This is a genomic window from Arthrobacter sp. NPDC055138 (assembly GCF_053607305.1).
Genome location: NZ_JBSGTH010000004.1, coordinates 422,526 through 441,193 on the forward strand (window position 1 = coordinate 422,526; position 18,668 = coordinate 441,193).

Consider the following 18,668-nt stretch of genomic DNA (forward strand, 5'->3'; position numbering starts at 1 on the left):
CAGGGCCGCTGCCCTCTACTAGACGCAGCGGCCCTGTCGGCGGGAGAAGCGGGTGCTAGCGGGGCTCCGCCGGGCGAAGCGACCTGGCCACGCGGTAGGCCTTGACCGTGGCCAGCTGGTCCCACACGGTCACCGCCCAGATGAGTACGACGGCGATGCCTTGGTACCAGCCCGGCCCACCTCCGGAGCCGGTGAAGAGGGCGGGGTCGAGCACCTCCTGGCTGAGGAAAGCAACGGTCAAGAAAACCGCGAAGGCAACGTCGGCCGCCATCATCGTGGCGAGCAGCGCCGTCGACCATCTGCCGGAGGTAAGCCGCCAGATTTCGATCAGCGCCAGCACCAGCAGGAAACCGAGGTAGGCGGGAATCCAGCCGTCCCACAGGGCCGGGTTCAGGAATCCGCCGCCGTTGTTGAGGTGGCCTACGTAGAAGAAGGAGGTCGGCAGGAAGGGGAGCACCGCCATGACGGCAAGGATCACCAGCGAGGCGAGCGGCTCCGGCCGGGCGATCTCCCGCACAGGCCGTTCCCGGACCAGATCGTCAACGGTCCACTCGGACCGGGCCGCCGGTGCCGCCAGCTGGGCCTTGTCCTTCTCCGGCAGAATGCGTTCGGCCAGCGCCAGCAGCACGGTGACCACCGCAACGCCAATCAGGACCGCCAGGATGCCGTTGCCGACCATCGCGCCGATCATGCCACCGATCGCCGGCTCGGGAGTGGCCAGAAGGTAGACCAGGGCGTTCACGGCCAGGGCCGAGACCGCCACGATCGGCAGCAGCCACGCCATCAGCCGGGTGAAGACAGGGAAAAGCTCGGGCCCGATCACATAGCGCGGCGACTCGCTGTAGCGCAGGGCCAGACGCGAGGGATCGCCGAGTTCTTCAAGGGCCGCCCGCTCGGCCGCTTCGGCGGAGGCCGGCGACGCGTAGCCATCCGCGGAAAGCCGGGCGTCGGCCATGTCGGACAGGGTGGCGGTGATCTCGCGGGCAATGTCCGCCCGGTTGCTTTCGGGCAGGCGGCGCACCACCTGGGCGACGTATTTTTCGGTCAGGGAGCTCATTCGGAATCGTCCTTCCACAGTGTGGTCAGGCTTCTGGTGAGGGCGGCCCATTCGTCGCGCAGTGAATCGGCCATCTGGCTGCCGAGGCCGGTCAGCGTGTAGTACTTGCGCGGCCGGGCCTCGTCGGTGTTCCACTCGGCCTTGAGCAGTCCTTGTTTCTCCAGGCGCCGCAGCAGCGGGTAGAGGGTGTTTGCCTCGATCTGGAAACCGGCGTCGGCGAGGGTGCTGAGCAGTGCGTAGCCGTACCGCGGCGTCCGGCAGGCCGCCAGACTCGCCAGGACGATGGTGCCGCGCCGCAGTTCCTGCTCATGCGTGGCCAGGGTGGCGGCATCGTCGGTATCCATGTGTCACACCATAGTGTGTGACACACACTAATGCAATCGGTCTGCCCTGAGAGTCGTTCCCGATGGACAGAGCAGGTGCCGCCCGGATCTGGGCAGCAGAAACCCCGCGGGCCGTGAGGGCTGGCGGGGCCTCTTGTTTGCTGCTGGTCTTGTTCGCTGCTGGTCGCTAGACCGCCCGCTGGTGAACGGATACGGACCCATCGGCCGGCACGTCGACGGGTTGGCTCACTCCCTGCAGGTAAACCAGGAACCCCTTGCCGTCCTCGGTCCGGCGGAAAGCCGCGAGGGCACCAACGTACTCGTCCCCGTTGGCTTTAGTGACCGAAACGACGCGGCCGATAGTGGTCGGCTTCAAGGTCTTGCCTGGGTCGCCCACGTTCTTACCTCCTGTACCGCACGGACTTTGATGAACCAAGGCTACGCCCGCTGCGTGCGGTCTCCACCGATCATTCGTCGCGGAGTCACCCGATGCCTGGACAGGACGGGGCGTAGGGTGGAAGTCGGACGAAAGGAGCACTTCATGAAGAAAATCCTCATGGTTCTGACCAGCGTTTCCGAGATCGGCGATACCGGAGAGAAAACCGGGTACAACGTGGCCGAGGCGGCACGTCCCTGGAAAGTCTTCAAGGATTCCGGGCATTTCGTCGACTTCGCGTCCATCCAGGGAGGCCAGCCCCCGCAGGACGAGGTGGACCCGGATGATCCCGTCCAGGTTGCCTTCACGAAGGACGAGGCCACGAGAGCCGGCCTCTACAACACAGCCCGCGTCGACGTCGTCAATCCCGACCAGTACGACGCCGTCTTCCTCGTCGGAGGCCACGGCACCATGTGGGACTTCCCGGACAGCCAGGGTCTGCAGAACCTGGTGGCCAGCGTCTATGACGCCGGCGGCTTGGTGGGCGCGGTCTGCCACGGACCGGCCGGGCTTGTGAACGTAGAACTGGCCAACGGGCTCCGCCTCGTCGAGGGCCGGAAAGTGGCCGCCTTCACCAACGACGAGGAAGTCGCCGCAGGCAAGGACAAGGTCATCCCGTTCTTTTTGGCAGACCGGCTAGAGGAACAGGGCGCTACCCACGTCTCTGCCGATGTCTTTGAGGAAAAGGTCGTGGTTGACGACCGCCTGGTGACCGGCCAGAACCCCGCCTCAGCTGCCGGCGTGGCCAAGGAGATGGAGAAGCTCTTCGCAAAGGTCATCCATCAGGAAAAGACCGAGGAACAACACGAGACGGAGGCCCTGCGGGCCGAGAAAAACGCCAAGAAGGCTGCTGCGGAAGGCGCCGAGCACTAACACCCACCGCGCGCCAACTCGTTGAAGGGTGTTTCTATGCGTAGAACTCGAAGCGCGGTTCGCCTTGGACGCCGGCTCGCTGGATAGCCTCCTTCAGTTCCGGGAGGGTCGTGAAGGCGCGAGCCTGGTCGACCGAATCGAAGTAGTGGAGCACGAGTACGTTATTCGGGTCATCCACCATGCGGTGCACGGACTCCCTGGTTACTCCGGCGGATTTCTGCAGGTCTGCCACTGAATCGTAGACCTCTCGCCACGCGTCGTAGTCGGCAACGCGGTGCAGTATGAGTAAGAGTGCCATTGCGAACTCCAAAGACCAGATTGGGCTTGTGCATGTGGTCCACGAGAGTGGACGGTGCTGGACAAGATTCAAGCTACGCGCGTGCGGCCATTCCCGGAAGATGACTTCAGCTGCCTTCGGCAGAGACCGCGGTTTGGCCGTTGACAGCTGAACCACAGGTTGGACACAGCCTCTCGCAACGGAGCGACCCAATGATGGGTGCAGGCGCGCCGAGGGCCCTCGGCGGGTGACTTCGAGCCCATCGCAAAGGAATAAACCATGACTACAGACAAGCAGCCGGCGCCGGCCGCGTTCCGGCAACCCGAGCAGCGTCCGTGGTTCGTCCTGGCCACGGCCGTGGTAACCGTGGTGTAGGCCTCGCTGGTACTCCCGTGGGTGACGCGGATAGCACCAAACGTCTTCCAGCGGCGGGGGCCGCTGTAACCATTCCGGCGCGGCTGCCGCGCAGGTACTATTCGAGACAGGCCGCAGGAGAACGACTGATTGTTTCGCAGCCGGGCCACGTCCTAGCAGTTCACGACGACCTGTGAGAGAAACAGCCGATGCGGAATGTCAAGGTACCGCCCTTCCCGTCGACGGCTCCGCAGCTGCCCCCGACCGGGTCAGCCAAGATGGACTGGTCCTGGGCGGGAGCCAACACCGGCGGGTCTGTGGCTGGATCCGGTGCAGCGCAGCGTAAGGGACGCGGCCCATATCGGGGCAGCCCGCTTAAGTCCTGGCCGCTGCGCGCCAAACTTCTGCTGGCCACGCTGACGCTGCTGGCCATCATGTCCGCGACGGTGGGTGTTGTCGGGTACGGGGTCATGAGCGTTTATCTGACGGGTCAGTTAAACCAGCAGCTCGAGGAAGCCTCGAACCGCGCCATCCGCTTCGGGATGCTATTTCGCGGAGCGCCCGAGGCGGACTCCCCAGACCTGCTGAACACTCCCGCACAGGGAGCCGGCACCCTTAACGCCCGTATCCGGGATGGTGAGGTCAGGCGCGCCGCGCTGCTCACGGCAGACGGCCGCAGGCAGAATCTGCCTGCGGCGGACGTTGCAATCCTCACCACCTTGGCGATAAATGCGCCGCCGACTGACCACCTGCTCTCCGTGGGCGAATACCGTCTGGTTGCCGACAGAGACCCGGAAGACGGCAGCACCATCGTTACCGGACTGCCGCTGGCGGGCAAGGAGAACATCCTGGCTTCCCTGACGGCCACCACCATGATCGTGTCCGGCGCCGGGCTGATCGCCACGGGGCTGCTGGGCATGGTCATCATCCGGCGGACGCTGCGCCCCTTGGAGGACTTGTCCGCCGTCGCCACCCAAGTATCGGAGCTTCCTCTGGACAAGGGCGAAGTCGCCCTGGCCGTTCGTATTCCCCCGGACGCGGCCGTTCCGGAGACGGAGGTGGGCCGGGTGGGCAAGGCCTTCAACCTCATGCTTGACAATGTGGCCAGCGCCCTTGCGGCGCGTCAGCAGAGCGAAACCAATGTCCGGCAGTTTGTGGCCGACGCCAGCCACGAGCTGAGGACGCCGCTGGCCTCGATCCGGGGGTATGCCGAGCTGCTCCGGCTCACGGAGACGCTCAGCCCGGACGGCCGGCTGTCCTTGGAGAGAGTCGAGTCCGAGTCCAGGCGGATGACGTCCCTGGTCGAGGACCTGCTGCTGCTGGCGCGACTGGATGAGGGCCATCGGCCGCAGGAAACCGAGGTCGATCTGACCCAGGTCGTGATCGAATCCGTCAGTGACGCCCAAGTCACCGCTCCCGCCCATTCCTGGCGGCTGGAACTGCCCGAAATGCCGGTGACGGTGCGCGGTGACGAGGGCCAGCTCCGGCAGGCGCTCATCAACCTGCTGACCAACGCGCACCGGCACACCGATCCGGGAACGTCAGTGGTCACCTCACTGTCCCAGGATCCGGGCGGCGGCGCCGTCGTCACCGTCGCCGACAATGGGCGCGGCATCGAGCCCGATTTCATCGACAGGATCTTTTCACGCTTTACCAGGCCGGATACCGCCCGCTCGGGCGGAACGCACGGACTGGGTCTGTCGATCGCGGCGGCCATTGTCGCTGCGCACGGTGGTCGCCTTGGCGTGCGCAGCAGGCCGGGTGAAACCGAATTCACCATCCGCCTTCCCGGTCCCGAGCCGGGCCCCCTGCCCACAACCCTGGCGGATACCACCTGATCAGGCCGGCGCTCTTGGCTGGCATCCGGAACCACGACGGTGAAAGGCATGCACATGAACGAGAACCCCACACACTCCTTTGTGGACAGCCTCCCCCGGTTGCGGCACCCGGATGGAATGCCGATACGCGCACTCGTAGTGGATGATGAGGCTAGTCTCGCCGAGTTGGTCAGCTTGGGCCTGCGGATGATCGGCTGGGACGTGTCCGTGGCCGCCGACGGCGACGCGGCGATCCGCCTCGCCCGCGAACGCCGCCCCGATGTCCTGGTGCTCGACGTCATGATGCCCGGTATCGATGGAGTCGAGGCGCTCGGCCGGATCCGTGCCTTCGCGCCGGACGTGCCCGCGCTGTTCCTCACCGCAAGGGATGCAGTCCCTGACCGGATCGCAGGTCTGGCCGCCGGAGCTGACGACTACGTCACCAAGCCCTTCAGCCTGGAAGAAGTGATGCTCCGGCTCCACCGGCTCGTCCAGCGATCCGGCGCAGCCGCGGCGAACAGCTCGACGCTGGTGGTCGGAGATCTGACCCTGAATCTGGATACCCGGGAAGTCATCCGCGCCGGGGAAGATCTCCAGCTCACCGCCACCCAGTTCGAACTGCTCCGGTTCCTGATGGAGAATCCCCGCCGAGTGGTGAGCAAGGCGCAGATTCTGAACCGGGTCTGGGATTACGACTTCGGCGGCCAGGCCAACGTTGTGGAACTGTACATTTCCTACCTTCGCAAGAAGATCGACGTCGACCGTGAGCCGATGATTCACACCGTCCGCGGTGCCGGCTACGTCATCAAACCGGCAAACTGACTCCGGCATCGGCCCGGACAAAGCAAGCCACAGACCTTTCACAGCGGGCTCATAGTCAGCCTGCTTAAGGTCGGAATCAGCAGGTCGGAAACACTCAGTGACCGACGTCGACTGATGGGGAGGGGGTGTCAAACCGTGGCTGATGACGATCTTTTCGCGACAGCTACCGTCACCACATTGGTGATCCGTGTCTGGCATGAAGCGAACAACGACGGCTTTCGTGCCCGAATGATCACCACTTCACGTCGGGGCAAGAACTCGGTGATTGTAGCGACGTCAGAGCCCGGACGTGTATTGAGCGTGGCCGCTGAATGGCTCTCCGGCCTTCAACCACAGGTAACTGCAGTTGCCCTTCCTGAACACAGCTTCTCCTCGGACTCAGTTTCGAAAAGGGCAACCCCTGAGGCAGCGAACGCCTTCGATCCGCAATCCGCGTTTTCTAGTAGTGGATGAGGGCAGGCAAGTCATTTAGCCCGACTGCTTACCCAACGCTGCCCAAGCTTGGAAGCCGCCGATCAGATCGGTCGCCCGGGTCAGCCCCAGCCGTTGCAGGGTGTGGGCAGCGAGACTGGAACTGTAGCCCTCATTGCAGACGACCACGATCCGCCGAGCGGGGCCGTCAGCGATCGGGAGCCGGTGGGGGCTGGAAGGATCGAGCCGCCACTCGAGAACGTTTCGGTCAATGACGACCGCTCCCGGAAGGTCACCGTCGCGGTCTCGCTGATCGACCGGCCGTGTGTCAACAACGAGGGCGCCCGCTGCCATCTCCTGCTCAAGATCCGCAGCGTGAACACGCTCAAGCCCGCTGCGGCTCTCAAGTAGCAATTGGTTGATCGTCAGAGTCCTGGGGGAGTCGCTGGGACCTGAACTGCGGGGGCAGGTCGCGGCGCCGTCGTCGGAGATATGACACTGCTCCACCGTTATCCTCGCTTTGCCTGCTGAGCGGTCGGTCGATCCACTATGAAGCGAAATGATGGGCTACTTTGGGCGTCAATTTCAAGGGCATGGCGGGAGCCAGTCAAAGTGAGACGCGATTGAGATTCCAGCAGGGAGACCCTTAGCTATGAGCCTTCCCGCCGTCGTTGCCGACCTGTTCCATAGCTTTTTCACAGTTTGGCCACAGTAGGGTCTTATGGCCCGGCCCGACAGTGGAGGTATTGCAAGCAACTTGTTAGGTCCCATCGTCCGCACCAAGGTGTGACAACGGCTCCGCCCGCCGGTTCCGCTGCGGAGTCGACGGGGGCCTAGTCTGCCGGACAAGCGACCTGCGTCCAGGACGCAGGATTGGGGGAGTCGACATGCGACGTGCAGAATCCGTTCCGCGGCGTTTCCAGCATCATCCTGATCCACGCACCCGCCTATGGGCCGCTGCGCTGTGCGCGGCATTGGTCGGCGGCGTTGCCGCCTGTGCGGACGAGCCGCGGCCGCCGGTGCAGGTGGAGGCCCCACCGGACCCTGCAGTCGTGCGCGAGGTGGTGGAGCCCAGCGGGCTGGCGCGGCATCTGGAGGCGTTGCAGGCGGCGGCGGATGCGAACGGCGGGAACCGGGCCGACGGCACCGGGGGTTATGAGGCATCAGCGGCCTACGTCGAGGAGCAGTTGCGCGCGGCGGGGTACGAACCGCGGCGGCAGGAGTTCAGCTATGGCCGGCGCAACCCCGTGGACGCCTTCAACATCCTGGCCGATACAGGCAGCGGCTCGGGAGGCGTGCTGGTGCTCGGGGCACATCTGGACTCGGTCGAGGAGGGTCCCGGGCTCAACGACAACGGCAGCGGGGTCGCCGCTGTGCTCGAGGTCGCGCTGCGGCTCGCGGAGCAGGGCGCCTTGTCGCGGGATCGGATCCGGTTCGCGTTCTGGGGCGGCGAAGAGGACGGAATGCACGGCTCGGAGCACTACGTCGAGGAGCTCTCCCGCGCGGAGTCCGCTGCGCACGTCGCGTACCTGAACGTGGACGTGGTCGGTTCACCGAACGCGGTGGCGTTCGTCTATGACGGCGACGGCTCGGACAGCGAGGAGGCCGGGCCCGAGGGGTCGGGCGCCGTTGAACAAGTCCTAGTGGATATCCTGCGTGCCGATGGGGTCGAGGCGCTGCCGTTCGGGTTCATCGAGGACTCGGACTACGACGCTTTCGTGCAGGGCGGCATCCCGGCCGGGGGCCTGTTCACCGGCGACGCGGGGACCAAGAGCGAGGCAGAGGCGCTCACGTTCGGCGGGCAGGCCGGGGACCAGTACGACGAGTGCTACCACCAGGACTGCGACACCATCGACAATGTGGACATGACCGTGCTGGAACAGATGACCGAAACGCTCATGAGCGCGACGGTCTCGCTCGGAGGCATCGAGGACGGCCTCGCCCTGGGCACGGCGACCGAGGGCGCCGGCTGAGCCGCTTGCATGTGCGGCTCCTCGGCGGATGAGGATGAACAGGTCGGCGTGGGGAAGGATCCGTGAAACCTTCGCCCAAGAAACCAGCTGGACGGATCTCCGTTACAACTGTGCAGCTGCCATGCAGTTTGGAAGGCAAAGCAAAGGCCCCGGTTCCCTCTGTTACAAGGGAACCGGGGCCTTCTCAGTTGGCGGTGACGGTGGGATTTGAACCCATTGCTCTGGTCAATCGGGTCCAAGGTGATGTGTCAAATATCCCGGAAACTCAACGGACGTGACCCGCTTGCTCACAGGTGCTCACGGCTTCTAACAGGTGCTCCTGCACCAAAATGCACCACAGGTGCCGTTTATGGGCGGGCGGGAGTTACGGGCCTTTGCGCCGGCTCAGTAAAGGAGCTGCCTGTCGAAGCACACCGTGGAGCCCTCAGTAAGCGAAAATCAGATTGCCCGCTCTAGACCTTAGCGGCGCAACCGCAGCGTAGAGAAAGGAATTGCCTCTTGGATACCAGCAGGCCCCCACACGGTGAACGCCAGCGTAAGGCTCTATTGGCGGCGATCGTGGCGGGAGGCGACACTGCCGAGAAGCATTACCTAGAAATCAAAAGCCAGCTGGATTTCTCATCGAAGGAAGAAACCACAAAGATAGCCAAGTTCATACTGGGCGCTGCCAACCGTCTTCCGGCCACTGCGGAGCGGCACTTTGGCGGCCATGCAGTCATGGTTATTGGGGCAGAGCAGGGTGGCTTGCCAGGGGTTCCCGCAGGGACGGAAGTTCTGGACATTGAGCAGAAGATCAACAAATTTCTGCTTCCGGGCGGTCCACAATGGGAGCTGGAACGCGCTCCAGCGGACACCCCGGGCCAGGAGGTCCTTTTCATTCTGGTAGACCCTCCCCGAGACGGCGACCCGATCTATCTTTGTCGTGCCAACTTCCAGGGAAACAAGGTCAATCTCAGCAACGGAGACATTTACGTCAGGGCGCAGGGGCAAACGAGGAAAGCCACGGCTCCTGAAATTGACGACCTGATGGCCCGCGCCGGAAAAAAATCCCTGCCCGTACCGGAACTCACGGTGACCTTGGAGGGAGATGCCCACCATCTCGACCTGACGCCGGAACGGCTGAATCAATTTATCGTTAGCAGGGTTGAGGAAGCGAGAACCGAGCATCTGTCACCTACCACGGCTCAGGGGGGCCCGCTTCTCGCGGGGTTGAACACACAGATCCTGCGGGGGCTGGACCCATCTTCGCTGTCGCCGGAGGCTTTCGAGCGGCAAGCCCTCGAATGGGAAAATCAGGTCCGCGCCGAATGGCAGGAAAACCTCGGAAGAATCGCCGGGGCGGCACTACCGGGGCTGGTTATCGAGCTGGGAAACCGCCAGTCCACCTTCTTGGAAGCGGTCCGCTTCGACCTGACGCTCAAAGAGGCGTACGGGGTGGATACGGAGGATCCCGACGATGTCACCCCTACGAAACTCTTCCCTCCGGTCATAGTGAAACACAGTCCGTTTGATCAGGGCCTAGGATTCTCGCCGTCTTATCTCAACAACATCAGACCCACTTTGTCGCGGTACCCGCTGAAGTGGAAGAACATCGACGAAAATCTGCACATCACCATCGAGTTGGATCAACTTCGACCCGGAACGCCTTGGGTCAGTGACGGCGACGATTTCGTCGTAATCTCCCGGCATAATGGCACCACGCTGTCGGGTAGTTGGCGAGCCACTATCCGCGGCCACCATCAAGCTTTTGATGGTGCTGTTTCTTTGCCAGTGCGTGCGGACCATAATATCCAGACCCTCTACCGGCAGTTGGACGATAAAGCGCAATGATCATTGCCGCCCTCGAACCTGAGCTCGCGGTCGTAGACTCAGTTCGCTCCTAAGTAAGCCGCCATGGGAGCAGCAGCCAGCTCGTCGGCGGCGCCTTCGGCTTTGAGGATGTCGGCAACTGTAGCCGTTAGCACTATCGCGGCGAGTTTATGCGCCTCCAAATTGAGGTCGACGTGTGGAGGCTGGCCCGAACCCATCGTGTCGTCACCATTAGTAGGTGCGTAGCTACCCGCCAAGAAGCCCGTGGCGTGAGACCACTTCGAGTCTTCCCTCCACAGGCGGTAAACCATCCAGAGGTTCCTGCCGGTGTTCTTGACAGCTTTGGTAAGGATTATCGCTCCCTCTTTGATCAGTTTGTCTTCGGCGACATCTAGGAAGAAGGCCTCCATTTCGGCGACATCAATGTTCGATGGCAGGTCGTTTTTCCGCATATATTCGTCGGTTTTGGCTTCATTCCTGCGATCGTGGTGAAGCATCGTGTCTGCCGCCTTTGCGCGATCATCCTGTGGCATGTCTCCGAGCCAGAGCATCCGGATGGTCAGTTCCCAGAACGCGCGCCGGTTTGGAGCAGCCGCGTGCCCCATTTGCGAGGCTGTGAGTGTTGCGATGACCCGGCTCTGTTCGAAGGCTGCACGCAACCAGCCGACAGTGAACTGACTCACTCGGGTCACAGGCACCATATCGAGGTCAACCGCGAGGACAGCGTTCGCCGCACGCAGGGTGTCACTGGCGCTCTTCAGGTATTCAGGATGCTCGCACTCCGATTGACGCTGTTTTCTCGCCCTACTGCCGCTCATGGCATCACTATATCCATGGCGTATTCGATAGCTAATTGGCGGTGCATCCAGCATTTCTGCCTCTTAGACGGTCCTTTTGCGTGAGGGTCCCGCCGGGGGTATTGGGTGCCAGATATGATCCGGGAATGACTGAATTAGATCTCCTGGTGAAGGCCGTCGCTGAGGATCTCGGCGATCCTTCGGGCTGGAGTGCGCCGGTGGAATTTCACGACTCACTCGCACTTTGCGCCTTGAACTCCGCCTACTCTCTGCGCGCGACCTCGGCCGCAGCGACGAAGGTCCTTGCCCGCTACCGTGCGGTTCGTTCAACAGCGGACACCGACAGCGGCACAGACCTAATGAAGGCCATGGACAACGCAGGTGGCCCGGCAGGCTTTGCCCGCGATATCCTGCGCAACGTTAGCAAGCTCCCTGGCACAAACCGCTTGCGACCCGAGGGAATTTACGAGGGACTCGCCCGGCTCGCAGCCCTAAACCCCGCAGTAACCAGCACAGACCACCTCCGAGCCGCCGCGACCAACAGAAGTACCTCCGCAAGGGCAGCATGGCTCTCAGTCAAAGGCTTTGGCCCGCTTGCCTGGTCATACCTGATCATGAACGCAGGTGTTAGCACTGAAACAAAACCAGATGTGATGGTGCAGCGTTACCTCGCACGCGCCCTGGGTGATGGCAAAAGACGTACTCCCGCAGAAACACGACAGCTCCTACAGTTGGCGGCGACAGAGCTCACTGTTGAGCCCCGGGACTTGGACCGAGCCATATGGCGATACGAAAGTCCGGCGAAGTAGCCTCCCAGTCAGGGATCTTCTTCGGGGGCCGTACCTAACGCCAGATAACGCCGCAAGACTGCGATTTGCCGCCGAAAGGCACGGCTCTAGTGGCCGCATAAAACTCGATAAAGACAGCACGTCCACTGATGTTCAGTGCCGCGTCGCCATTTGTCGCTGCCCGTCGTCTTCAGCTACGTCAAAAATCTGCTTTGGCTGTAATTGCTCAAGCCGTTGTCGGTCTAGGGCGTCCACTACGTTGTCCAGGTCGTCAGGGAACAGTGCGGCGTAGGTGTCCAGAGTGACCTTGGCCGACTTGTGGCCGAGCATCCTCTGGATGACTTTCACGTTGGCCCCAGCGCTGATCGCGAGCGACGCAGCCGTATGCCGCAGATCGTGGGGCGTGATTCGCCGGAAGGTCTTGTCGGCGGCCTGGGCGCGCTTCACCGCCCCCGCGAACCAACCGGAAACGGCATTGCCGGGCCGGAGGTAGCCGCCCTCCTCACTTTGCCACAGCCGGCTTTCCTGGTCCTTACCGTCGCAAGCTGACTTGATTTCGGCAGCGAGGAAGTCAGGATAGGCGACGGTGCGCTTCTCGTGGCTCTTCACTCCGCCAAGTACCGCCTTGCCGTTGACCTCGGCGACAGCCTCGCGGATGTTCACACGACGCCGTGTGGTATCGATGTTCCGCACCCGCAGCGCTGTCGCCTCCCCCCACCGCAGGCCTGTGTAGGCAAGGAAACGAACAAGGTCGGGGTGCCGCGATGTAAGGGCCAGCGCCTCGACCTGGGTATGCGACAGAAACACTTCATCGGGGATTGGCTTCTTTTTGATCGTGAGGTCTCGCGCCGGGTTCTTCGTGATTCTGTTGTCTTCGACGGCGTGGTCGAGGATGCCGGCTAGGAGGTCACGAACGCGGGCAACAGTCGTGTGAGAGCGCTTCTCGCCCAACTCGTTCAGCCATGCCTGCACTTCGCGCTTGGTGATTGCCCCGACCGCGTAGCTGCCCCACTTTGGCTTGACGTGAATACGCCAAGCGCTTTCGACCGAGTGGTAGCTCGATGCCGTGATCTTGGGCTTGTGCTGTTCGAGCCACTGGACGCCCAGCTCCGAGATGGTGGCTTTCGCGTCGGTGCGATTGATGTAGGCACCTTTGAGTTTCGACACTTCAACAGTCGCTAGGTGGGCCTCGGCATCGCGCTTTAGCTTAAATCCTCGCTCGTGCCCGCGCGTACCGTCCGGTTTCGTGTACCAGACCTCGTACAGCCTGCCCTTTGTCTTGGTGCTGTATGCCTTGACCGTGCCCAAATCGCCCCCGTGGGTCTGGATTACGTGAATAATTGTGAGCTTACCGGTCGCGATGTGCTATAACAGAACCTCAACTAAACACATGAGTGTTGTCGCAAATGACGGCTAGCTTGGCTCAGAGATACTCCTGAGCCACAACCAATGGGTTGTAACGGGCGCAACGGTGGGCACTGATCCTCCGGAAGCACTCCTCTTCAAGAGGAGTACTTGCATGACCGTAACCCCTCCCGTCAGCACCGAGATGCTTGACAAGCTCATGGCCCCCGTTAGCTCGGCGGCGCCCGTCATCAAGAGGTGTACTTGCGCGCCCGGTACGACCGCCAGCACCGAGCTGCTTGACAGTCTCATCTCTCCCGCCACCTTGTCCGAGCGCCTCGGGACGACCGAACGCAACTTGAGCGAGTGGCGCATCAAGGGCCGCGGCCCAAAGTACATTCGAGTGGGTCGCAGCGTTCGCTACATCCCAGAACATGTGGATTCTTGGCTTCTAGCGCATGAGCACCTGAGCACCTCTGAGGAGGTGCGCTAATGGGCACTGTCGAGATCAACGAGTCGAGCGCTTCCGAGCATCCCGCCGGAGAAACTCCTGATTTTCCCCTTGCGGCTTCTCAGACCTCGGGAGAGCAGAGTCCGCGTGGGAGAGGAGGCATCCAGAGGAGCGAAAACGAAAACTGTCCCAGCGAGAATGGCGCCGGGACAGAGAAGACGTTTGATGGCGTCGAAAGCAACCTTGCAGCAATTGAGCTCGAATGGCAGGCCGAGTGGCTACGCCTGCAAGCGAAACAGCACCGCCTCCAAATGCGCATTGCATACGAGCTGGCCGCCGATACCCAGTTAAAGCTGATGCATGTCACCGGACTTGGCTGGTTCGAATATGACGGCGCCCGCTGGATTGTGGACACCGGCGACAAAGCGGCAAGAAACGCTGTCATGGCGACGATCCGTCGTCTTGCGGCGGACGCCATTAGTGACAAGGACCTACTCGGCGATCTGGTGAAGTCGCAGACCGCAAGCGGCGCGAGAGGGGTGCTGGAGCTTACCGCAAGCATGCCTGGCATCGCTGTAAAAGCATCCGAGCTGGACGCGGACCCGTACGTGCTGAACACCCCTACCGGCTCGCTCGACCTCAAAACGTTCCAGTTGCGGCCGCACGATCCCGCGGACCGCCTCACCAAAATCACCCGCGGTGCATATGACACGTCCGCGGGTTGCCGGAGATGGGAAACCTTCCTGGAACGGGTCCTGCCGGACGACGCAGTGCGTGCATATGTTCAGAGGTTCTCCGGGCTGTCCCTCGTGGGCAAGCAACTTGAGCACATTCTGCTGATCCTGACCGGCACCGGCAGGAACGGCAAGGGTGTGACGTACGGTTCCTTAGGATATGCGTTCGGCGATTACACGCATTTCGCGCCGTCGACCCTATTCGAGCAGACCAAAGCCAACGCGAACGGGGCAAGTCCGGCGCTGTTCGACCTGCGCGGCGCACGGTTCGTAGCGCTGTCGGAGACGGAGAAGACCGCGCGGATTGCCTCGGCCCTCCTGAAGAGCCTGACCGGCGGCGACCCGGTGACTGCGCGGAAGCTCTATGGGGATCCGATCACTTTCCTCGCATCGTGGCTCATCCTTCTTGTGACGAATCACCTCCCCACACTCCCGGCGAACGATCCGGCCGTGATGGAGCGCGTCCGCGTGGTCCCTTTTGATGTCTACATCCCGGACCACGAGCGCGACAGGCATCTCACGGGCAAGCTGGAGGAGGAAGCCGACGGCATCCTGACGTGGGCCGTGCAAGGCCTGGCCGACTACTGGAAGCACGGTCTCAACGAGCCTGATGCGGTGAAGGTAGCCACGAACGACTACGCCGCCGCGCAGGACAACGTCTCGCGCTTCATTGAGGCGGTATGCACGGAGACACCGGCCAACGGCGGCTCTACCACCAAGGAATTGCACGACGCATACACCGAGTGGGCGATTGCCGACGGGATTTTCCGTGAACACCGACTGGGACGTACCGACTTCGGCCGTGCACTCGACAAACTCGGATTCAATGCTGTGAAGAAGAGCCGCGGAATGGTGCGCGAGGGCATCGAAGTTGAAGCCACCGGTGGCGTTGTGGTGATTACTTCGCCGCCTGCTCTCGACTCGTCCTCCTCCGGGTCAACCCCGGCTGCTGGTACGACTGGCCTCCCAACCGTGGACGCGTCCACGCAGGACACCAAAATGTGGGACGGATGGGAAGCGGAGCCGGCGGACCAAACGTGGGCCGGCTGACCAACCTGGACAGGCGGAATGCAGGCCGCCTGCTCCGCCCATCCGCACTCAGGCGGACGTGCTACTTGACCACAGCCCCATCTACAAAAACAGGAAAGTGAGGATCACATGATGAATGAACACTACGACGTCCAGGGGATGCTGCCGGAGCGTTCAGAGACAGCCCACATAGCGACTTTGAACCCACCCTCGAGCGTTTCGCCCGTCTCGGCAAAACGACGTCGGCCCAAGACCGAGAAGGAGCTTTACGCGGAGGCCACGGAGCGTGCCAAGTCGCTGAAGGAAAAGCTTCTGGCACGGCGCTCGAAGAACCGCGATCAGTTCATCGAAGACTTGTATCGCAAGTTCAGGGTCGAGGCCATCGACGGTGACCTTGACGATGCCGATCGATTGAGTGAGCTGCGCTCACTGCTAGGCCGGCAGCTGAGTTCTGGTTCGCAGGAGCTGCGCTGATGCGGCGGTTCGTCCCACTGCGAAGCTTGCGCCCGCTACCCGGCGGGGCAGGGCGCCGGCGTTGTTGGGGGTGGATCGAAGGAGGGGGCGCAGCACCCTCCTCGCAAGCAAAGGACAGGATGAGAAGCGCCAGCGACGAGTCCTGCCCGGCCCGACTGTGCGTTCGAGCGAAGCGAGGAACGTATACGGTCGGGTTGCTTGCCAGTCGGTTGTCACCTGAGGGTATCAGCCTTGAGTCAACGACACAGATCCTCAGACAACAGCCGACTTGGAGGGCCCAGTGAGCGAGGAACGAGCGAACAGCAGGCGCCCGACCAGCGAGGCGTCTGTAGCGCCAGCGGAGGACGCCTCGCTTCCGCCGGTGAGCAGTCGCGCACGCGACTGTGAGAGGGCCGAGGTGCGCAGCACATCGGGCCCGGGCGCGAGCGAGGTCGTCACGGTGCGGATGCACCGCGACGGGATCGCCGCGCTCACCGAGGTTCAGAGGCACCTCGGTGGCAGCAGATCAGACGGCGTGCGCCAGGCCGTGCACATCGTCGCGGAAGCGCTATCGGATGCGGCGTCGATCGATGCTGCTGAGAAGTCGTTGGCGAAGCGGCTCGCGGCCCGCAGACCGATCGTGGTCGAAGCCGACGAGAGCGTACTCGCCGATGTCCGGAAAGCGTTGCAGGAGGTCGCTGACCGATACTCGCGGCAGGCGTTTCTCTTCCAGAAGCTCGGAAACAACTGGAACCAGATCGCTAAGGTCGCAAACTCCGGAGGCCGCGTCGATCCGGACGCGCTTCGTGGAGTCGAGCGCGCCCTCGACCGACTCGCCTCGGTGATGGAACGTGACGCAAAGCGGGATGCGACGGTAACGGTAAAGCTGCGGGAGGTCCTCTGATGCCGGTCGAGTACGCAGGAAGTACACCTGTCGCGTCGCGCCTGCTCCGCTACACGGTGAAACCCAAGCCCGGCCAGACGGCGGGGGATCGGGTGCTGCACATCGCCGGGCAAAACTGCCGCCCCGAGACAGCGGAGCGCGAGTTCGCGGCCACGCGACGCAGACACGGCACGCAAGGGGCGAAGCGCAAGTCGCCTGCCACATACGCATTGCCGGAACCGGGCGATGTCGCCACGTATGTGCGCCGTACGCGGCCGAACGGACGCAGGTACTGGGCCGTGGCGAAGACCGGCGAAGAGGCGACGCACGTTCGTCACGAAGGTGAACTCGTCCGGCAGGCAGAGGCGCGTCATCTGATCACCTCGTTCGGCCTCGAGGACGTGAACCCCGAGGATCCGGAGCAGGTCGCTCGGGCGTTTGAGTACGTCGTCGCGAGGCACGCAGCCCTGTACCCGGGGGAACAGGCCACGTTCGTCGGGCAGGCCGAAGGCAAGGGGGGTAATTTCCATGTGCATGTCACTCGCAATGCCACGCTGTACGAGGACATGGAGGTCGACGGGAAGCTCTACCGCGCCGGCCGAAAACTCGCCGGTGACCTCACCGACATCGATCGGATGCGGGAGCGCGCCGACCGGTTCCTCGCCGAGCACGGCCACGAGTACGGCCTTTCGCCGCAGCGCCTGCCGTCTGTGTCCGAGCGGAAGAGGGAGAGGCGCAGCCAGCGGGATCGCCGGATGGCCGCGGAGGGCGCGCTCTCCAACCACGACCGTATCAGGCAGGCCTTCGAAGCCGCGATGGACGACCCGCAGTCGGTGGATCTCGACACCTGGAAGGCCGTCATGGCCGGGCACGGTGTCACCGTCACCGAGCCCGGCTGGAGGCGCGGCAGGTCCCCGGAGGTGCCACGGCTGAGCTATCAGCTGGCCGGCATGGCGACACCGGTGCGCGCGGAGACCTTGGGCGAACACTACGACCACGGCAGCGCGCTCGAGCAGCTCGATGCGAAGGCGCACGGCCGACCTCGGGCCCGGCGTCCCGAGCTGGTTAAGTCCGGGATCCCTCGGCCGGCCGCCCGGCCAACGGCGGAGGAGCTGGCTGCCGCGCAGGAGGCCGTGGCACGCTTGGCTGGCGAAGAGTATGGGCTGCGTGCCGCCGAGGATGAGCTGTACCGCTGGGTCGCAGCGCGGGCCCAAGACCAGGGGATCGCGTTCGGCGACGTCCTGAACCGGCTCCCGGAGTCCCATGAGGCCCAGATGCGGGTGATGCGACGGTGGAACCGGCTCGCCGAAGCAAACGGAGCCCAAGCGGAAAATCCGGCAGGCAACCAGGAAGAGCAAGTGCCGGGTTCGTTTGGCGGGGCCACGACAGCGGGCTCGTCACGGTCGCATCAGCCCGAATCCGTGGCTGCCGAACAAGCGACGAAGGCTCTGGATCCCGAGCTCTTTGACCTGGTGATCGTCGACGAAGGCCTAGTGCAGCACGGCATTTACAGGGCTGATAGCGCCGCAATGTACAAGGCCGGTATCGAACCACGAAAAATCAGCGAGGCGAGAGAGTTCTGGGAGTCCCTCTCCGACGATGAGCAGCGGAAACGGTACCAAGAGCGGAAGAAGGCCCTTCAAGCCTCCCAGGAGGCCGGGGAAGGCGCCGCGGTGGACGAGGGCCAGGGCGAGATGCAATCACCTCAGGGATGCACACCCGGTTTGCTGGACGATAGGCCAGTCGAAGATGAATCTTTACTGCACGCCGGGATGCCCGGGCAACCCGGCGGCGCTCGGCGGTCGGCCGCGGCCCGCATGGAGCGCAAGCGTCGCGATTCCTTGCTCTGGGTGTTGGACGGTGATGACGAGCGTGCGCACAACGAGGATGACCGTGAGTTCGGTGCGTAGGTTTCGCTTCCGTAGGAAGGCTCTCCTTCCCTGCTCAAGAGGCACGCGACCGGCTATGGAACGCGACCGGCTAAGGACCGCGACGGACCGCCATCACGAGCTCAGGGCAGACGACTTGACGCCTTTC

18 protein-coding genes are annotated in these 18,668 nt (G+C 63.2%); 11 read left to right on the forward strand and 7 right to left on the reverse strand.

Annotation, left to right across the window (positions count from 1 at the left end; all coding sequences use genetic code 11):
* Nucleotides 1–55 precede the first annotated feature (55 nt).
* From ACWF5H_RS12575 to ACWF5H_RS12585, 3 genes are all read right to left on the reverse strand, one after another.
* Nucleotides 56–1,057 (reverse strand): HAAS signaling domain-containing protein, encoded by a 1,002-nt coding sequence (locus ACWF5H_RS12575; RefSeq protein ID WP_452037242.1) that lies wholly within the window; start codon nucleotides 1,055–1,057, stop codon nucleotides 56–58.
* Nucleotides 1,054–1,401 (reverse strand): PadR family transcriptional regulator, encoded by a 348-nt coding sequence (locus tag ACWF5H_RS12580; protein WP_364645799.1) that lies wholly within the window; start codon nucleotides 1,399–1,401, stop codon nucleotides 1,054–1,056. Before ACWF5H_RS12580 ends, ACWF5H_RS12575 begins: the two co-directional genes overlap by 4 nt.
* A gap of 166 nt (nucleotides 1,402–1,567) precedes the next feature.
* Nucleotides 1,568–1,777, reverse strand: a complete 210-nt coding sequence (locus tag ACWF5H_RS12585) for a hypothetical protein (RefSeq protein WP_452037244.1) — start codon at nucleotides 1,775–1,777, stop codon at nucleotides 1,568–1,570.
* 144 nt (nucleotides 1,778–1,921) lie between these two features.
* Between ACWF5H_RS12585 and ACWF5H_RS12590 the strand changes: the two genes are divergently transcribed.
* On the forward strand, nucleotides 1,922–2,689 hold the full coding sequence (locus ACWF5H_RS12590) for a type 1 glutamine amidotransferase domain-containing protein (protein ID WP_452037245.1): 768 nt from the start codon (nucleotides 1,922–1,924) through the stop codon (nucleotides 2,687–2,689).
* 34 nt (nucleotides 2,690–2,723) lie between these two features.
* Here ACWF5H_RS12590 and ACWF5H_RS12595 read toward each other — a convergent pair whose 3' ends face one another.
* A complete protein-coding gene (locus ACWF5H_RS12595) occupies nucleotides 2,724–2,987 on the reverse strand; it encodes a hypothetical protein (RefSeq protein WP_452037247.1) in 264 nt (87 codons plus the stop codon).
* Between the two features lie 542 nt (nucleotides 2,988–3,529).
* Between ACWF5H_RS12595 and ACWF5H_RS12600 the strand changes: the two genes are divergently transcribed.
* From ACWF5H_RS12600 to ACWF5H_RS12610, 3 genes are all read left to right on the forward strand, one after another.
* Nucleotides 3,530–5,158 (forward strand): sensor histidine kinase, encoded by a 1,629-nt coding sequence (locus ACWF5H_RS12600; protein WP_452037249.1) that lies wholly within the window; start codon nucleotides 3,530–3,532, stop codon nucleotides 5,156–5,158.
* A gap of 54 nt (nucleotides 5,159–5,212) precedes the next feature.
* Nucleotides 5,213–5,959 (forward strand): response regulator transcription factor, encoded by a 747-nt coding sequence (locus ACWF5H_RS12605; RefSeq protein WP_452037251.1) that lies wholly within the window; start codon nucleotides 5,213–5,215, stop codon nucleotides 5,957–5,959.
* A gap of 135 nt (nucleotides 5,960–6,094) precedes the next feature.
* Nucleotides 6,095–6,412: a hypothetical protein gene (locus tag ACWF5H_RS12610; protein WP_452037253.1), complete on the forward strand. Its 318-nt coding sequence runs from the start codon at nucleotides 6,095–6,097 to the stop codon at nucleotides 6,410–6,412.
* A 15-nt stretch (nucleotides 6,413–6,427) separates the two neighbouring features.
* On the opposite strand, the gene ACWF5H_RS12615 is transcribed toward ACWF5H_RS12610, so the two are convergent.
* Entirely contained in the window at nucleotides 6,428–6,724 is a 297-nt protein-coding gene (locus ACWF5H_RS12615; protein ID WP_452037372.1) for a rhodanese-like domain-containing protein, read from the reverse strand.
* A 533-nt stretch (nucleotides 6,725–7,257) separates the two neighbouring features.
* On the opposite strand from ACWF5H_RS12615, the gene ACWF5H_RS12620 reads away from it, so the two are divergent.
* On the forward strand, nucleotides 7,258–8,343 hold the full coding sequence (locus ACWF5H_RS12620; protein WP_452037255.1) for a M20/M25/M40 family metallo-hydrolase: 1,086 nt from the start codon (nucleotides 7,258–7,260) through the stop codon (nucleotides 8,341–8,343).
* Nucleotides 8,344–8,841: 498 nt separating this feature from the next.
* Complete coding sequence (locus tag ACWF5H_RS12625) at nucleotides 8,842–10,173, forward strand: hypothetical protein (protein ID WP_452037256.1); 1,332 nt, start codon at nucleotides 8,842–8,844, stop codon at nucleotides 10,171–10,173.
* 38 nt (nucleotides 10,174–10,211) lie between these two features.
* Here the strand turns inward: ACWF5H_RS12625 and ACWF5H_RS12630 are convergent, their stop codons facing one another.
* Complete coding sequence (locus ACWF5H_RS12630) at nucleotides 10,212–11,024, reverse strand: hypothetical protein (RefSeq protein WP_452037257.1); 813 nt, start codon at nucleotides 11,022–11,024, stop codon at nucleotides 10,212–10,214.
* Nucleotides 11,025–11,095: 71 nt separating this feature from the next.
* Between ACWF5H_RS12630 and ACWF5H_RS12635 the strand changes: the two genes are divergently transcribed.
* Nucleotides 11,096–11,758 carry a hypothetical protein gene (locus tag ACWF5H_RS12635; protein WP_452037259.1) on the forward strand — a complete coding sequence of 221 codons (663 nt, stop codon included), beginning with the start codon at nucleotides 11,096–11,098 and terminating at the stop codon, nucleotides 11,756–11,758.
* 132 nt (nucleotides 11,759–11,890) lie between these two features.
* Here the strand turns inward: ACWF5H_RS12635 and ACWF5H_RS12640 are convergent, their stop codons facing one another.
* Nucleotides 11,891–13,045, reverse strand: coding sequence for a tyrosine-type recombinase/integrase (locus ACWF5H_RS12640; protein WP_452037261.1), 1,155 nt, complete (start codon nucleotides 13,043–13,045; stop codon nucleotides 11,891–11,893).
* A gap of 528 nt (nucleotides 13,046–13,573) precedes the next feature.
* On the opposite strand from ACWF5H_RS12640, the gene ACWF5H_RS12645 reads away from it, so the two are divergent.
* The 4 genes from ACWF5H_RS12645 (at nucleotide 13,574) to ACWF5H_RS12660 (ending at nucleotide 18,541) form a co-directional block, all read left to right on the forward strand.
* Nucleotides 13,574–15,316 (forward strand): DNA primase family protein, encoded by a 1,743-nt coding sequence (locus ACWF5H_RS12645; protein ID WP_452037263.1) that lies wholly within the window; start codon nucleotides 13,574–13,576, stop codon nucleotides 15,314–15,316.
* Nucleotides 15,317–15,427: 111 nt separating this feature from the next.
* Complete coding sequence (locus tag ACWF5H_RS12650; RefSeq protein WP_452037265.1) at nucleotides 15,428–15,769, forward strand: hypothetical protein; 342 nt, start codon at nucleotides 15,428–15,430, stop codon at nucleotides 15,767–15,769.
* A gap of 280 nt (nucleotides 15,770–16,049) precedes the next feature.
* Entirely contained in the window at nucleotides 16,050–16,652 is a 603-nt protein-coding gene (gene mobC, locus ACWF5H_RS12655; protein ID WP_452037266.1) for a plasmid mobilization relaxosome protein MobC, read from the forward strand.
* Nucleotides 16,652–18,541 (forward strand): hypothetical protein, encoded by a 1,890-nt coding sequence (locus tag ACWF5H_RS12660; protein WP_452037267.1) that lies wholly within the window; start codon nucleotides 16,652–16,654, stop codon nucleotides 18,539–18,541. The genes mobC and ACWF5H_RS12660 overlap by 1 nt, the downstream gene beginning before the upstream one ends.
* Nucleotides 18,542–18,668 lie beyond the last annotated feature (127 nt).

Coding starts and splice junctions, on each gene's coding strand:
- ACWF5H_RS12575 (WP_452037242.1), bottom strand. CDS start 1,057: ATGAGCTCCCTGACCGAAAAATACGTCGCCCAGGTGGTGCGCCGCCTG.
- ACWF5H_RS12580 (WP_364645799.1), bottom strand. CDS start 1,401: ATGGATACCGACGATGCCGCCACCCTGGCCACGCATGAGCAGGAACTG.
- ACWF5H_RS12590 (WP_452037245.1), top strand. CDS start 1,922: ATGAAGAAAATCCTCATGGTTCTGACCAGCGTTTCCGAGATCGGCGAT.
- ACWF5H_RS12595 (WP_452037247.1), bottom strand. CDS start 2,987: ATGGCACTCTTACTCATACTGCACCGCGTTGCCGACTACGACGCGTGG.
- ACWF5H_RS12600 (WP_452037249.1), top strand. CDS start 3,530: ATGCGGAATGTCAAGGTACCGCCCTTCCCGTCGACGGCTCCGCAGCTG.
- ACWF5H_RS12605 (WP_452037251.1), top strand. CDS start 5,213: ATGAACGAGAACCCCACACACTCCTTTGTGGACAGCCTCCCCCGGTTG.
- ACWF5H_RS12615 (WP_452037372.1), bottom strand. CDS start 6,724: ATGGCAGCGGGCGCCCTCGTTGTTGACACACGGCCGGTCGATCAGCGA.
- ACWF5H_RS12620 (WP_452037255.1), top strand. CDS start 7,258: ATGCGACGTGCAGAATCCGTTCCGCGGCGTTTCCAGCATCATCCTGAT.
- ACWF5H_RS12630 (WP_452037257.1), bottom strand. CDS start 11,024: ATGCTGGATGCACCGCCAATTAGCTATCGAATACGCCATGGATATAGT.
- ACWF5H_RS12635 (WP_452037259.1), top strand. CDS start 11,096: ATGACTGAATTAGATCTCCTGGTGAAGGCCGTCGCTGAGGATCTCGGC.
- ACWF5H_RS12645 (WP_452037263.1), top strand. CDS start 13,574: ATGGGCACTGTCGAGATCAACGAGTCGAGCGCTTCCGAGCATCCCGCC.
- ACWF5H_RS12650 (WP_452037265.1), top strand. CDS start 15,428: ATGAATGAACACTACGACGTCCAGGGGATGCTGCCGGAGCGTTCAGAG.
- ACWF5H_RS12660 (WP_452037267.1), top strand. CDS start 16,652: ATGCCGGTCGAGTACGCAGGAAGTACACCTGTCGCGTCGCGCCTGCTC.